The organism is Flavobacterium cerinum (genome assembly GCF_024496085.1).
Taxonomy (GTDB): domain Bacteria; phylum Bacteroidota; class Bacteroidia; order Flavobacteriales; family Flavobacteriaceae; genus Flavobacterium; species Flavobacterium cerinum_A.
On the sequence record NZ_CP101751.1, the window covers coordinates 765,139 to 780,422 of the forward strand.

The window sequence follows — 15,284 nt, forward strand, 5'->3', positions numbered from 1 at the left end:
TTATTTGATATTAAAAATTTGTTCTAAAATCTTAATCGTAATTAAATAAGTTGGTTTTACTCCGGTTGTTCCTAATCCTCCGGAGGCTAATGTACTTCCTGTTTCCAACGGGTTATCCGATGCATAATAAGCATAACGCACTTTTACATTTGGCGGAATACTTTTTCTGATTTTGGACGCCGACTGGATTGCTTTCTGATAATAAGCCCCTTCCATTTCAAGACCGATAACGCCCCATGTTGATTCATGGAAAAATTTCAACAGGTCTTTATTTTGTAAGGAGGTTCCTAAAACCGTTATCATTGGTCCTGCAAAAACCGGGATCTCATTTCCTTCAAACATTTCAGCCGAAAGTTCGTTGTCAAACGGATAGTTATCACCGGTTCCTTCATTGATATGCGCCGAAGGAATCATGATGTCTCCTTTTCCGCCTTCTAAAATACCGGCTTTCCCCATAATCGAAACCGATTCCACATTCAGGAATACTTTATTGCCTTCCTTGTCTTTATACGGTTTTAATAATTCGTCGATTGTTTCGTAAGCCTGCTCTCCGAAAGCATAATCCATTACAATGATTACCGGATGTTCACCTTCGACTTTCGCTTTAGGGAATGCCGATTTATTCCAGTCCACTTTAGCCGTATCGAAAATCTGCACATCAATATTAGTTCCCGACGTGTCCGGAAGGGAAATCATACCGTGTTTTATCGCAAACTCTTCCGTTTTGGCACGTAAATCATTGTTAGACGATTTACTTAATTCTTCATAAATCACAAAATCCGACTGGTCTTTGAATTTTCCTTTTAATACGTGAGTCGCAAAAAGAGAATTCATTACACTGTGCATATTCGCACTAATCACATGTATCGGTCTGTGAATTAATTTATTTTTCTGTAATACATTTTTAATGTTATTCGCCCAGATTTCACCGTGAATATGGTGACCCAGACGCTCTCTTAAAATCGGGCTAAAAGTAATCGTTCTCTTATTGTTGTCTACTACTTCTTCGATAGCCAGTTTTCCTAACCAGTAAATGATATGAAGAAAACGCTCCGGAGCCTGTTGCGTTGCAAAACTGTCGTAAATATCCAATACCTCAGCAAAAGTTCTTCCTAAAATATTCGAAACGTGTGAAATCGCTTTCTCTCTTTCAACTAACGTTAGTTTTTTATTTTGCAGAATCACCTGTTCCAGTTTTTCCCAATCGCGTGTCAGACGACCGTCTTCATCGATCAATACTCTGTCTTTGATTTTATGGGATTCGATAAAGATAAACGTAAGGTGCGTTAAAATATCATAGATATCCGAACGTCCGCGGGTGATTTCGATATTCATCTGCTCGTCGTCAATACGATAACAGTTTCTTCTTCTTTTCGGAGGGACTATCGCCTGAAAATGCGATTTTGAATAGCCTTCATCCGATGTCAGATTAATATAGCGACATTCTTCTATGCCAATTGGTAAACGTTCTATTACATATAATAATCCGTTTAATTCTACTTTTTCTTCCGCTATCGACCCGTATATTTCCGGACGTAACGACAATAAAGCTTCCCGCAGGGTTTCTCCCGAAACACCCATCGGTTTATAGAATCCTCTATTAAACAAATGACGCATGGTAATATACAAACGTTCAATTGCTGCTGATGATTCCTGTGCGCGTGAGCGCGAAATGTTTTTAATCTCTTTCATAAGTCTTTCTATTTACTAACCCACAAATGTAGGATTTTTATTTTTTAGTTTGTTAAAGTTAACTTTATCGCAAGTTCATTAAACTTGTTGTTATATTTCCCGATATTCGACACATTTGGTTTATCAAATTTTGTCCATCGTCCCATTGTAAACCGCCAGGATGTACTTTCTTCGGAAGGTACCGTTCCTATTCTGGGTTCATACCGGATTCCTGAAAAATTACTAACGGTATAACTTCCCGAAGCGGTATCTTTTAATGAAGGCGAAAAATCGTATTTATTTTCTGCAATAATAAGCCATTCTACTGCTACAAAAACACCGTTTCCCGGAATTTTTAAATTTTGATGTTCCAGTTTTACCGTAGTGTTATGCTGTCCTTTTTCTACCGTAATCAGATTATTTTCGGGAGTAAGATCTTTTCCCGGATTTCCGTTTGCTGTAACTTCATAAAAATGCAGTAAAAATTTGGCCTGATCTACTTCCGAATCGGTCATAATGGTCAATTCCTTAATATAAGGTGTTTGCTCCATTTTAACATCAAACGGAAAATATCGGGCTACAATCCACGGATTTTTCCCACTGGAAAAGAAATGACTGATACCTCCTTTTTTATAATCTCCTATTGTTATCGTTTTGGATTGCTTTTTTCCGGCAATCACAATTTCCTGTAAATGAATCGGAGCCGATTTTAAAATAACCTGTTCGGCTTCGGAAATGCGGACTTTTTTCGTTTCAAATCCCAAGGCACTAAACACCAGAATCTTTTCTTTATTTTTTTCTAAAATAGTAAAATCTCCGTTCGCATCGGAAGTAGTTCCGTTATTTTCATCTTCCACCCAAATATTTACATAAGCTACCGGATTTTTAGCTTCGTCTGCCACTTTTCCTTTTACCTGAGCTACAACATTAGCTGAAATAAATAACAGTAAAACGACTATTTTATGCATCTTATTTTTTCACCAGTTTATCCGCAATTTTCCGATCGTTTGAAAGTCGCGGTAACTTATTTTGTCCTCCCAGCTTTCCTTCCGATTTCATATATTCCTGAAATGCATTTCGGGCTACACGCGTCACAACTACAGTTCTTAAAACATTCCCGGAAATCAGATCATCATAATACACATTTTGTTGACGCATTGCTTTGTCAAGTTTTTGTTCAAATTCAGTCATATTGTCCGGTTCCTGTTCAAACTCGACCAACCATTCATGATACGGCAATCCTTCATTTGGTGTGATTTGCGGTGCCACGGTAAATTCATTAACGCGAATATTGGTGTTCTCCATTGCTGCTTTTAAAGCTGCTTCAACTTCTTTACCGATAACGTGTTCTCCGAAAGCGGAAATATAATGTTTAATTCGTCCCGACACTATCACCCGATACGGTTTTAAACTGGTAAACTGAACAGTATCTCCGATATTGTAAGACCATAAACCGGCGTTTGTAGAAATGATCAATACATAATTGATTCCCATTTCCACTTCCCCTATCGTATATCTTTTCGGGTTTTCCTGGAAGAATTCATCGCTTTTAATAAACTCATAAAATATACCGGCATTTAATAGCAACAGCATTCCTTTTTCCTTTTGTGAATCCTGATATGCAAAGAAACCTTCTGAAGCCGGAAACAATTCAATACTGTCTACTTTTCGTCCGATCAGGTTTTCGAATTTAGCCCGGTACGGTTCATAATTAACCCCTCCGTAAATAAAGAGGTTGAAGTTTTTAAAGATTTCGCCAACCGGTTTATTTCCTTTTTCCTTTAATTTTTCAAAATACATCTGAACCCACGACGGAATACCTGAAATTACCATCATATTTTCGTGGAATGTTTCTTCTACTATCGCATCTACTTTGGTTTCCCAATCGTCAATACAATTAGTTTCCAAGCTTGGCATCCGATTTTTTTGTAAATATTTCGGAACATAATGCGCTACAATTCCGGAAAGACGTCCGAGTTTAATTCCGTTTTTCTCCTCCAATATCGGGCTTCCTTGCAGGAAAATCATTTTACCGTCAACAAACGAAGCATTTCCGGTTTCATGGATATAATGCAATATTGCATTTCGGGCCGCTTCAATATGATAGGGCATCGATTCTTTGGTAAGCGGAATATATTTTGCCCCGGAAGTTGTACCCGACGTTTTGGCCAGGTATATCGGTTTCCCTTTCCACAGTACATCTTCAGCACCGGTCAGCATCTTGTCTATATAAGGACGTAACTGTTCATAATCGCGAACCGGAACCTGTTTTTGAAAATCTTCGACCGAAGTAAAGGAGTTAAACTGATGGTCTTTTCCAAATTGCGTATGTTGTGCCGTACGGATTAATTCCCAGAAAACTTTTTGCTGAGTTGCTACGGGATTATCGGCCCATTTACGTGTATTTTTATAAATTTTCCCTGCTAATAATTTAGCAATAATCGATTTTATCGACATTTGATTTTATTTATGATTATCGGCAAATTTTTTATTCAATGCTTTTTCGGTTCGGTATATCGGGATAAAAACCGAGGCTAATATTATCGCAATGCTTACTCCTTTTTCTATGCTCTTTTCAATCGGTACAACAAACGGCAGAAAAGCCAGAAGCAACACTATCAATCCGCCTTTGGCTAATTCGATAGCCGAATATTTTTGTGAAAAATCCCATCGTTCCTGTGATTTCATTGAACCCGATGTTCGGTAACCATACAGCCCGTTTATTTTTTTAGGTGGAAAACAATACAGTATCAAACCGGTTAGTATAAATATACCTCCGCATAACAAAGGCATTTGCATTAGGTTTTCTGTCCACTTCATATTATTCAAAATCAATAAATTGTGTCGGATCAATCGGATAACCGTCTTTCCAGAGTTCAAAGTAAAGTTGTACATCCGGATAAGTTCCTGTAATTCCGGCTAATGCAATTACTTCTCCGGATTTTACAACATCTCCTTCTGATTTCGTCAGTGATGCAGCACGTTTATAAACCGAAATAATTCCGTCGTTATGCCGAATAATAATCACTTGTCCGTTTGTAGGTGTCCAATCGGAAAAAACAACCGTTCCGTTTGCAATCGATTTGATCGGTGTGTTTTTAGTCAGTGCAATACTGATATTGTAATGCTTGTTTTTAGCATTGTATTTTTCGATTATATGGCCTTTAACCGGTGGCAATAGAACCAGGTTTACTCTTGGTTTTGCTTTTTCAAAAACATTGTATTTATCTTCCAGTCGAACCTGTTCCCGAAGTTTTAAATCGGTTTTCGACGGATTCAGATCCGGTGCATCCTCGCCTGCTTTGTTTTCAACTTTAATTGAATCCTTATTCAGTTTAGCATAGTCCAGATCTCCGGTAAGTACCTTTTTAATTGATTCTACAAACAGATTGTTTTGTTTGATAACCTGCTCCAGTGAATCGGATTTTATCGCCAGTTGTGTTGCTTCCTTTTTCAGTTTGGTCGAAGAATATCCCGGAATATATTCCCGTAGCGGTGTAAAAGCGATAATAAAAGTGGTAGCAGTAATCAGGAAAATAGTTGATACGGTCAAGCTTACAAAAACGTTCATCAGATTTAATTTCAGGGAAAATATCTCTTCAAACGAATTTTCATTCAATATAACCAATCGGTTTTTATTGAATAATTTCTTTTTTAAAAGCTGTCGTTTAAGTCTCTTCGCGGACATTATATTCTTTTAATTCACAAATATAATAATTTAATGTCGGGTTTCTTAATCCTGCATCTATATTGATTTTTGTGATTTAGGTTAAAGAAATCCTAAATTTAACGGCTTTCCTTTAAAAAGCTTCGAATATTTATTCGTCCAATTGTATTTATACCTAACTTTGTTCTCTCTAATTACGAGTAACAATTTTTTGAAATAATAAACACATTAACAATGGGAAAGCTTGGTGCAACAGAAATAATTTTGATCGTAGTAGTAATTGTACTTCTATTTGGCGGTAAAAAAATTCCTGAACTAATGAAAGGTTTGGGTTCCGGAATCAAAGAATTCAAAAATGCTGCTAAAGACGATCAACCTTCCGCTCCTAAGAAAGACGAAACCAAAGAGTAATTTTTTGTAATACTTTTTTTAGAGGCTGTAAAAGTAAACGACTTTTTATAACAAAAGAGGCTGTTTATTTATTACAGCCTCTTTTTATTGGTCTTTACAGAATCATACTTAATTGTATTCTTTTTCGGTCTTCATCAACTTCGGTTACTTTTACCTGAACATGTTGATGCAGTTTTACCACTTCGTTTACATCACTCACAAATCCTTCTTTAAGCTGGGAAATATGAACCAGTCCGCTTTCCTTTATTCCGATATCAACAAAACAGCCGAAATTGGTAATATTATTTACAATTCCCGGTAATACCATTCCGGTTCTTAAATCTTTGATTGTTTTTACATTCGCATCAAACTCAAATACCTTTGCTGCTTTTCTCGGATCCAGTCCCGGTTTTTCCAGTTCTTTTACGATGTCCTTTAAACTCAAAAGTCCAATGGTATCCGTTACATATTTTTCCAGTTGTATCGCATTTATTTTTTCTTTATTCGCGATCAGCTCATTAACGGAAATTTTCATGTCTTTTGCCATTTTTTCAACAATACCGTAGGCTTCCGGGTGTACAGCAGAATTGTCCAACGGATTTTTAGCGTTTGTAATCCGGATAAAAGCCGCTGCCTGCTGAAATGCCTTTTCACCTAACCGCGGTACTTTTTTCAATTGATTCCGACTTTCAAATGCGCCGTTTTCAGAACGATAGGCTACAATGTTTTCGGCCATCTTCTCTCCTATTCCCGATACATAACTTAACAGTGATTTACTGGCCGTATTCAAATTAATTCCAACTGAATTTACACAACGGGTTACCACGGTATCCAATTCATTTTTTAATAACGATTGATCTACATCATGTTGATATTGCCCTACTCCAATGGATTTCGGATCGATTTTAACCAGCTCTGCCAACGGATCCGATAATCGTCTTCCGATGGATACCGCACCACGAACCGTTACATCATAATTCGAAAACTCATCACGGGCAATCTTTGAAGCCGAATAAACCGACGCTCCCGCTTCACTCACCACAAATACCTGAACCGGTTTGTCAAAAGCAATCTTTTTAATAAAAAACTCGGTTTCACGTGATGCTGTTCCGTTTCCGATTGAAATTGCATCAATCTTATATGAATTCACCATGGAACGGATTTTTTTCATTGCCATAGTCGTTTCATTCTGAGGTGCATGCGGGAAAATGGTTTCATTATATAACAAATCTCCTTTTTCGTCCAGGCATACTACTTTACATCCGGTTCTAAATCCGGGATCAATGGCCAGAATTCGTTTTTCTCCTAATGGCGGTGCTAACAATAACTGACTTAAATTTCCGGCAAATACCTGAATCGAACTGGCATCGGCTTTCGCTTTCGCTTCCTGTAATGTTTCATTTGAAATAGCCGGCTCCAGTAATCTTTTATAACTATCTGCTATCGCTTTTTTAAGATGTGTCGCTGTATCTTTATTGTTTTTAATGACGTTAGTTTCGATAAAATCGATTGCTTCGTCCTGTTCGATATCCACTTTTAACTTGATATAACCCTCGTTTTCCGCTCGCAACATCGCTAATAATCGATGTGACGGTGCTTTGGTGATTGATTCTGACCATTCAAAATACTGCTCAAACTTTTTAGCGCCATCTTCCTCTTTTTTTGCTTTGACTACTTTCGTTTCGATCACCGCTTTACGTTGAAACATTCGTCGTAAATTTTTACGGATATAAATATTTTCATTAATCCATTCTGCAACGATATCTCTGGCGCCTTGTAATGCGTCCTCTTCATTGGCTACTTTATCATTCAGATATTTGGCTGCAATAAAATCCAGATCATCTGCATTTTGAGCCATGATAATTTTAGCTAAAGGTTCCAAACCATTCTCACGGGCTACATCCGCTTTTGTTTTTCTTTTCTTTTTATACGGCAGATAAAAATCTTCCAGTTCATTCAAGTCGAAACTATTGGTTATTTTCTGTTCCAGTTCCGGTGTTAAAGCGTTTTGTTCCTGTATGGATTTAATTATCGCTTCTTTTCGTTTTACTATCGCTTCGAAAGCCGCACTTAATTTTGCAATCTGTTCGATCACTACCTCATCCAGATTTCCTGTTTTATCCTTTCGATAACGGGCAATAAAAGGAATCGTACAATCTTCTGCTAAAAGCTGTAAGGTGTTTTCTATGTTTTTAGAAGTAGTCGGAACATACTTCAACAGGTATTCAATATTGGTCATGCTATAAATTAATTGCTTGTTAAATCTGCCGTTCCGCTTTTTTTAAGAACGGATCGTGCATGCTAAAATACTATCTTTGGCAGAAATTTTACAACAATGTCGCCATTATTATATTATGTACTCTGCATGAATATCATCGTCTTCGTTGTTTTCGGCACCGATAAATGGCTGGCGGTTACCCGTAAAAACCGGATTTCCGAAAAAACATTGTTAATAATCAGTTTCCTGGGTGGTAGTGTAGGAGCCATAATAGCGATGTTACTATTTCGACATAAAACCTCTAAATCCTCTTTTCTCTGGAAGTTTACAATATTACTTGTTTTACAAATCGGTATACTAATGCTCCTCAAACAGTATTCCGATCACTGAGACCTGTCGCTGATCTTATAAAAGCATCCGGAAAATTCCTCTGAAATCTATATATTTGTCCAATTCCTTACTAAATTTGATATATTTTGACACCGAATCTTACAAAAAATAAGTTTTCCCGGTTTTCATTTTTGCTGCAACCCAAATATATTTTTGGTGTTTTGGTTGTTCTGGCTGCATTAATTGCCGTTAAACAGTACAATCATGGTAGTTATAACAATTATTCGATTTTTAAATATACGTTCTGGCATTTAATCGAATCCAAATCCCTTTATGCTCATTATCCGGATGAATATTGGGATCGAAATCATTATGGTCCTGTATTTGCCTTGTTTATCGCTCCTTTCGCGTTATTACCCGATGCTTTAGGAATGGTGCTATGGAATGTTTGCAGTGTACTTGTTTTTGCCTTCGGAGTTCAGAGCTTACCGCTTTCCAATAAAGTAAAAGCGATAATTGTGCTGATCTGTGCAAACGAACTTATTACGGCTTTATTAAGTTTTCAGTTTAATATTTTTCTAACCGGAGCTATTTTAATTGCCTTTTCATATACGCTGAAAAATAAAAATCTTATTGCTTCTTTCCCCATTGTGAGTTGTACGATGATCAAGCTATATGGGATTGTAGGTCTGGCATTTTTCTTTTTTACACAAAAGAAAATACAATTTATCCTCGGATTGTTTTTTTGGGCTGTGGTGCTTTTTGTCTTACCAATGCTTCTATCATCACCTAAGTTTATTATAGATACCTACATAGAATGGTTTAATACATTGGTTTATAAAAATTCATCTAATATCAGTCTGGATTCTTATCAGGATATTTCATTTATGGGAATGGTTCGCCGTGCTTTAGGAGATCCGACAATTCCAAATAGTCCTTTTTTAATTGGTGGTGTTTTACTTTTCGGTGCTACTTATCTGAGAATAAAACAGTTTCAGTTTTTAGAATTCCGTTTGTTATTATTGGCTTCTACATTAATTTTTACAGTAATCTTCAGTAGTGGTTCTGAATCACCTACTTATATCATTGCTTTTACCGGTGTTGCCATCTGGTTTATGAGTAAATCGCATCCTTCCAAATGGCATATTGCTTTATTGGTTTTTGCAATTTTACTGACATCCTTATCACCTACGGATCTGTTTCCAAAGGTGGCTCGTGTCTTTATTCGTAACCACGCTTTAAAAGCATTACCTTGTGTTATCATTTGGTTTACAATAATCTATGAAATGCTAACTAGAGATTTCAAACCTAAATCAATTGCCGTATGCGAAAATTAGTTTCTATTGTAATTCCCGCTTATAATGAGTCGGATAATATCCGGAACATTTTTGACAAGATTGCTGTTGTATTCAACACATTGCCTTATGAATGGGAAGTTATTTTTGTAGACGACGGGAGTAAGGATGAAACCCTTTCCACGGTTAAAGCACTATCAAAAGAGTATAATAATGCTTTTTTCCTTGAGTTTTCTAAAAATTTCGGTCATCAACTGGCTGTAAAAGCCGGATTGGATAATGCCTATGGTGATTGTGTTATTTCATTGGATTGCGATGCACAACATCCACCGGAAATTATCCCGGACATGCTTGTAAAATGGGAGGAAGGTTTTGATATTGTATATACCATCCGGGAAGAAGACAAGCGTCTTTCCAAAGCCAAAAGAAGCAGTTCAAACCTTTTTTACAAACTGGTGAATTCGCTTTCTGATATCGAACTGGAAGCCGGAACCGCTGATTTCCGATTAATGGATCGGACTGTTGTAAATGTTTTCCGGAATTTCCACGAAACAGAACCCTTTTTAAGAGGATTAACCAAATGGCTCGGTTTTAAACAATACGGAATCCGTTATGAACCTGCCGAACGTTTTGCCGGTAACAGTAAATATTCGTTAAAGAAAATGGTACGCCTGGCATTACACGGTGTTACTTCATTCAGCATAAAACCACTATATACCGCTGTTTATGTAGGACTGATTATGTCATTGCTATCGCTGTTGTATATCCCGTATGTCGTATATGCCTTTTACAATCATATTGAAGTTTCCGGTTGGGCTTCTATTATCATAACCATTGTTTTCTTTGGCGGATTACAACTTATTATGTTGGGAATCATTGGTATATATGTAGGAAAAATGTTTATGCAAACCAAAAACAGACCCAATTATATTATCCGTTCTACCAATTTAAAAGATCAGTCATGATTATATTAAGTTTTGATATTGAAGAATTTGACATGCCTTTCGAATACGGAAAGGACATCACTTTCGAAGATCAGATACAACTATCCATTACCGGTTCGCATAAAATTCTGGACATTCTGAAGAAACATCAGGTAAAAGCCACTTTTTTCAGTACGGCTACATTTGCCATAAACGCGCCAGAAATTATTGACCGAATCAAGAGAGAAGGGCATGAGCTGGCTTCTCATACTTATTATCATTCTGATTTTAAAGTACCTCATTTAAAAGAATCCCGGGAAAAACTGGAAGAATTATCCGGTATGACCGTTACCGGTTTCCGAATGCCGCGTATGATGCCGGTTGATGAAAAAGAAGTCGCCAAAGCCGGTTATACTTATAACAGTTCGATCAACCCGACGTATTTACCCGGACGCTATAACAACCTTCATATTTCACGAACGTATTATATGAAAGACGATGTATTGCAGATACCGGCTTCCGTAAGTCCAATCATACGGTTTCCGCTATTCTGGTTGTCTTTTCACAATCTTCCGTTGGGTTTATACAGTTGGATGGCAAAATGGACGTATAAAAAAGACAAATACCTCAACATTTATTTCCATCCGTGGGAATTTGTTGATCTGGATGATTTTGATCGCTTCGGATTTCCGGGTTATGTGCGAAAAAATACCGGAGTTAAAATGGAAAACCGACTGGATTTGTTTATTGCAAACATGAAAAAAAGCAAACTGCCGTTCGGTACTTTTCAGGAGTTTATTAAATCTCACATCTGACAGGTTGTAGAAACCCAGCAGGTATAATAAAAAACGGGCAGGTTTTGAAACCTGCCCGTTTTTATGTCTTTTCTCTTTATTCTTTTCTCTTTCTCTGTGATTTATTGACAAACCGGAATTTTATTCACACGGTTTGCATGTCGTCCGCCTTCAAAAGCAGTTGTTAAAAACGTATCTACCATCTCAACAGCTTGTTGAATGGAAGTAAAACGCGCCGGAATACTAATAATGTTAGCATCATTATGCTGACGTGCCAAAGCAGCAATCTCTTTTGTCCAGCATAAAGCAGCACGGATTCCCTGATGTTTGTTTACTGTAATGGCAATCCCGTTACCGCTTCCGCAAATTACAATACCAAAATCCGCTCTTCCTTCCGTAACATCCAATGCAACCGGATGTCCGAAATCAGGATAATCCACACTGTCAAAAGTATCAGTACCATGATTGGTTACGGTATGTCCCTGAGCTTCCAGGTGTTTTAAAATGGCTTGTTTATAATCCGGACCGGCATGGTCGTTCCCAATTGAAATTCTCATTGTGCTGTTGTTTAATTGTTTCCTGCAAAGTTAGCAAAGAATACTGTTAAACAATTTTTAAATTGGTATCGTTATTTAATTTTTTAAGAATCTCCTGTACCGTCTCTACATCATCCGGATGCACTTTTAACCGAATACCGCCCAAAGCCTGCGAATACATCGGTGCAATGTTCATCATCGTCTCATTTTCAAAAAAATACCGGATTTCCTGTTGTTCCAATAAATGTTTCAGCACTGCAATTTCGTGCGGATAATCAAAAACGGCTACCGTTATAAATTCATGCATCATTTTAAGGTTTTGATAAAGATACAAAAGTTATTATTTCTATAAATCTTATTCTTTCTTCCCAATTGTGAATACTAATTCGTAATTTTAGCAGTATATTAGAAAAGAATTTATGAGTAAGAAACACAAGAAGTTAGGAAAAAAAGGGAAAGACTTTTCTGCAAAAATCTTTAAAATCCTATCCAAAGAACCTAACAAAACATTCAACTATAAGCAAATAGCTGCAATTCTGGAGTTGAATGACACCCAAAGTCGGAATGAAATTATCAAAGAATTAAAATACCTTACCTCCAAAGAAAAGATAGAAGAAGTTGACCGCGGTAAATATCGTATTATCACTAAAGCTGATTACTTTGAAGGAATAATCGATATGACCAGTCGAAAAACGGCTTATCTCGTTTCTCCGGATCTGGAGGACGATGTTTTTATTCCTACAAACAACCTTAACCATGCCCTTGATGGCGATAAAGTAAAAGTCTACATCTATAATCGCAGAAAAGGAAGACGTCCGGAAGGAGAAGTGGTTGAAATTGTTGAAAGACGTAAAACCGATTTCGTGGGTGTAATTGACATTCAGAAGAACTTTGCTTTTGTTACTTCAGCTAATCCTAAAATGTATACCGACATATTTATCCCGAAAGATAAAATAGGAGAGGCTCAGAACGGAGACGTTGTTCTCGTTCATATCGAAGACTGGCCGGCCAAAGCCGATAGCCCGTTTGGTGTTGTCACAAAAGTGCTTGGAAAACCAGGAGAACACAATACCGAAATCCACGCTATCTTGGCGGAATACGGATTGCCGTATGATTTCCCGATCGAAGTAGAAGTTTACGCTAAAAAACTGGATACCTCGATACAGGAAAGCGAAATACTGAAACGTCGGGATATGCGTAATACACTTACGTTTACCATCGACCCGAAAGATGCGAAAGATTTCGATGATGCCTTGTCATTTGAAAAATTACCGAACGGAAACTATGAAATCGGAATTCATATTGCCGATGTGTCGCATTATGTACAGGAGGGAACCGTACTGGATGATGAAGCTTATAATCGGGCAACTTCCGTTTATTTGGTCGATAGAGTAGTGCCGATGCTTCCGGAAGTACTGTCTAATTTTGCCTGTTCGTTACGTCCTCATGAGGAAAAATATACGTTTTCAGCTGTTTTTGAACTAAATGAAAAAGCAGAATTGGTTAACCAATGGTTTGGAAGAACGGTAACTTATTCTGATCAGCGTTTTGCTTATGAAGAAGCACAACATATTATCGAAACCAAAGGAAACCGCATTCCGGCCGAAATTTCACTTACCGGAACGGAATATATCGTAGATGATCCTATTGTGGAAGCGACACTAAAACTGAATGAACTGGCTAAGATTTTAAGACGGAAACGGATGCAAAACGGAGCCATTTCGTTTGATAAAGTGGAAGTGAAATTTAACCTCAACGAAAATGCAGAACCGGTTGGCGTTTATTTTAAAGTCGCTAAAGATGCTAATCACCTGATTGAAGAATTTATGTTGCTGGCTAACCGTAAAGTAGCGGAATTTATAGGCAAACAAAAGAAAACATTCGTGTACCGTATTCACGATGAACCGGATGAAGATAAATTGATCAATCTACAAACGGTAATTTCTAAATTCGGGTATTCGATCAATTTTAAATCCAAAGATTCGATTTCGAAATCGCTGAATACCTTATTGGAAGACGTTCAAGGTAAAAAAGAACAAAATCTGGTTGATACACTGGCTATCCGAAGTATGAGTAAAGCCAGTTATTCCACTGAAAATATAGGGCATTACGGACTGGCTTTTGATTATTACTCTCATTTTACTTCACCTATACGCCGTTATCCGGATGTTATGGCACACCGTTTGCTACAACATTACCTCGATGGCGGAGCTTCGGCCGATGCGGAAGTATACGAAGAAAAATGTATGCATTCCTCTACTATGGAAAGTCTGGCGGCCAATGCCGAACGCGACAGTATCAAGTATATGCAGGTTAAGTATATGCAGGATCACAAGGACGAAGAGTTCCTGGGTGTTATTTCCGGTGTAACCGAATGGGGAATTTATGTTGAAATTATTGAAAACAAATGCGAAGGTATGGTTCGTATCCGCGAAATTCGGGATGATTATTATACTTTCGATGAAAAACAATATGCTTTAGTTGGCGAAATTTCACATAACATTCTGCAATTAGGAGACGAAGTTATCGTTAAAGTGAAAAATGCCGATCTGGTTAAAAAACAATTGGATTTTCATTTTATAAAAAAAAGAGAACAGTAACATTTTAAAACAGAACACGATGATAAAAACAACCTTTAAAAACAGTATCGCACTATTGGTAGTTCTATTAACTACACAATTTGGTTTCGCTCAGGTTACTAAAAATGTAGGTGATTTTACAACGGTAAGAGTATTCGATAAAATATCGGCTCAATTAATTCCGGGTTCCGAAAACAAAATTGAACTAAAAGGAGAAGGAGCCGAAAAAGTGGAAATTGTAAATAAAAACGGTGATCTTAAAATCCGTATGCCGCTGGATAAATTCCTGAAAGGTGAAGATGTTACAGCTATTATCTTTTTTAAAAATATCGAAAGTATTGAAGCCAGCGAAGGTGCTTATGTTTCCAGCGATGTGATGTTAAAAGGAGTGGATTTTGCTTTAAATGCGAATAAAGGCGGACAAATTAAGGTAGGATTAAACGTTAAGAAAGCTAGTATCCGTGCTACAACCGGTGGTATTGTAAAAGTTAACGGAAAAGCGGAAAATCAAGATATTGTGATCAATTCCGGTGGAATGGTTAGCGGTAAAACATTCGAAACGTCACAAACAACTGTAGCAGTAAATGCTGGTGGTGAAGCCGATGTTTTTGCAACCGATCTGGTTGATGCCAAAACAAGAGCAGGAGGAGACATTACCATTTACGGAAACCCTAAAAAAGTAAATCAAAAAACAATCGCCGGCGGAAATATTGACGTTATCAAAAAATAATTCCGTTTCTGATGAAACAAAATATAAAAACCTCGTCTTATAAACAGTCGGGGTTTATTTTTACCCTTACAGGATCACTTTTCGAATCGATTTGAAGACATCGATTCAAAGGGTATCGAAAATTTTAAACTATATTTGTAAATTAACATTG

15 protein-coding genes are annotated in these 15,284 nt (G+C 37.2%); 7 read left to right on the top strand and 8 right to left on the bottom strand.

Features of this window, described 5'->3' with window-relative positions:
* Genes NOX80_RS03570 through NOX80_RS03590 form a run of 5 tightly spaced genes read right to left on the bottom strand, consistent with a single transcriptional unit; the run spans position 1 to position 5,359 of the window.
* Complete coding sequence (locus NOX80_RS03570) at positions 1-1,692, bottom strand: DUF6909 family protein (RefSeq protein WP_256551955.1); 1,692 nt, start codon at positions 1,690-1,692, stop codon at positions 1-3.
* A 44-nt stretch (positions 1,693-1,736) separates the two neighbouring features.
* Positions 1,737-2,639, bottom strand: a complete 903-nt coding sequence (locus NOX80_RS03575) for a carboxypeptidase-like regulatory domain-containing protein (RefSeq protein ID WP_256551956.1) — start codon at positions 2,637-2,639, stop codon at positions 1,737-1,739.
* Between the two features lies 1 nt (position 2,640).
* Positions 2,641-4,128, bottom strand: coding sequence for a GH3 family domain-containing protein (locus NOX80_RS03580; protein WP_256551957.1), 1,488 nt, complete (start codon positions 4,126-4,128; stop codon positions 2,641-2,643).
* A gap of 6 nt (positions 4,129-4,134) precedes the next feature.
* Entirely contained in the window at positions 4,135-4,566 is a 432-nt protein-coding gene (locus tag NOX80_RS03585; protein WP_371926077.1) for an SdpI family protein, read from the bottom strand.
* Entirely contained in the window at positions 4,493-5,359 is an 867-nt protein-coding gene (locus NOX80_RS03590; RefSeq protein ID WP_256551958.1) for a murein hydrolase activator EnvC family protein, read from the bottom strand. The genes NOX80_RS03585 and NOX80_RS03590 overlap by 74 nt, the downstream gene beginning before the upstream one ends.
* 213 nt (positions 5,360-5,572) lie before the next feature.
* Between NOX80_RS03590 and tatA the strand changes: the two genes are divergently transcribed.
* Positions 5,573-5,749: a twin-arginine translocase TatA/TatE family subunit gene (tatA, locus tag NOX80_RS03595; protein WP_136404332.1), complete on the top strand. Its 177-nt coding sequence runs from the start codon at positions 5,573-5,575 to the stop codon at positions 5,747-5,749.
* A 94-nt stretch (positions 5,750-5,843) separates the two neighbouring features.
* On the opposite strand, the gene NOX80_RS03600 is transcribed toward tatA, so the two are convergent.
* Positions 5,844-7,967 carry a Tex family protein gene (locus NOX80_RS03600; protein ID WP_256551959.1) on the bottom strand — a complete coding sequence of 708 codons (2,124 nt, stop codon included), beginning with the start codon at positions 7,965-7,967 and terminating at the stop codon, positions 5,844-5,846.
* 126 nt (positions 7,968-8,093) lie between these two features.
* On the opposite strand from NOX80_RS03600, the gene NOX80_RS03605 reads away from it, so the two are divergent.
* The 4 genes from NOX80_RS03605 to NOX80_RS03620 all read left to right on the top strand — a co-directional run bounded on the left by NOX80_RS03605 (position 8,094) and on the right by NOX80_RS03620 (position 11,309).
* On the top strand, positions 8,094-8,336 hold the full coding sequence (locus tag NOX80_RS03605) for a DUF1294 domain-containing protein (RefSeq protein ID WP_256551960.1): 243 nt from the start codon (positions 8,094-8,096) through the stop codon (positions 8,334-8,336).
* Positions 8,337-8,422: 86 nt separating this feature from the next.
* Positions 8,423-9,613, top strand: coding sequence for a glycosyltransferase family 87 protein (locus tag NOX80_RS03610; RefSeq protein WP_256551961.1), 1,191 nt, complete (start codon positions 8,423-8,425; stop codon positions 9,611-9,613).
* Positions 9,601-10,536, top strand: coding sequence for a glycosyltransferase family 2 protein (locus NOX80_RS03615; RefSeq protein WP_256551962.1), 936 nt, complete (start codon positions 9,601-9,603; stop codon positions 10,534-10,536). Before NOX80_RS03610 ends, NOX80_RS03615 begins: the two co-directional genes overlap by 13 nt.
* Positions 10,533-11,309 (top strand): polysaccharide deacetylase family protein, encoded by a 777-nt coding sequence (locus NOX80_RS03620; protein ID WP_256551963.1) that lies wholly within the window; start codon positions 10,533-10,535, stop codon positions 11,307-11,309. The genes NOX80_RS03615 and NOX80_RS03620 overlap by 4 nt, the downstream gene beginning before the upstream one ends.
* A gap of 101 nt (positions 11,310-11,410) precedes the next feature.
* Here NOX80_RS03620 and rpiB read toward each other — a convergent pair whose 3' ends face one another.
* Positions 11,411-11,845, bottom strand: coding sequence for a ribose 5-phosphate isomerase B (gene rpiB, locus NOX80_RS03625; protein WP_256551964.1), 435 nt, complete (start codon positions 11,843-11,845; stop codon positions 11,411-11,413).
* 46 nt (positions 11,846-11,891) lie between these two features.
* Positions 11,892-12,131, bottom strand: coding sequence for a putative signal transducing protein (locus tag NOX80_RS03630; protein ID WP_256552977.1), 240 nt, complete (start codon positions 12,129-12,131; stop codon positions 11,892-11,894).
* Positions 12,132-12,243: 112 nt separating this feature from the next.
* On the opposite strand from NOX80_RS03630, the gene rnr reads away from it, so the two are divergent.
* Together rnr and NOX80_RS03640 are read left to right on the top strand one after the other, a co-directional pair.
* Positions 12,244-14,424: a ribonuclease R gene (gene rnr / locus NOX80_RS03635; protein WP_256551965.1), complete on the top strand. Its 2,181-nt coding sequence runs from the start codon at positions 12,244-12,246 to the stop codon at positions 14,422-14,424.
* Between the two features lie 19 nt (positions 14,425-14,443).
* Complete coding sequence (locus NOX80_RS03640) at positions 14,444-15,133, top strand: head GIN domain-containing protein (RefSeq protein WP_256551966.1); 690 nt, start codon at positions 14,444-14,446, stop codon at positions 15,131-15,133.
* The last annotated feature ends 151 nt before the right edge of the window (positions 15,134-15,284 follow it).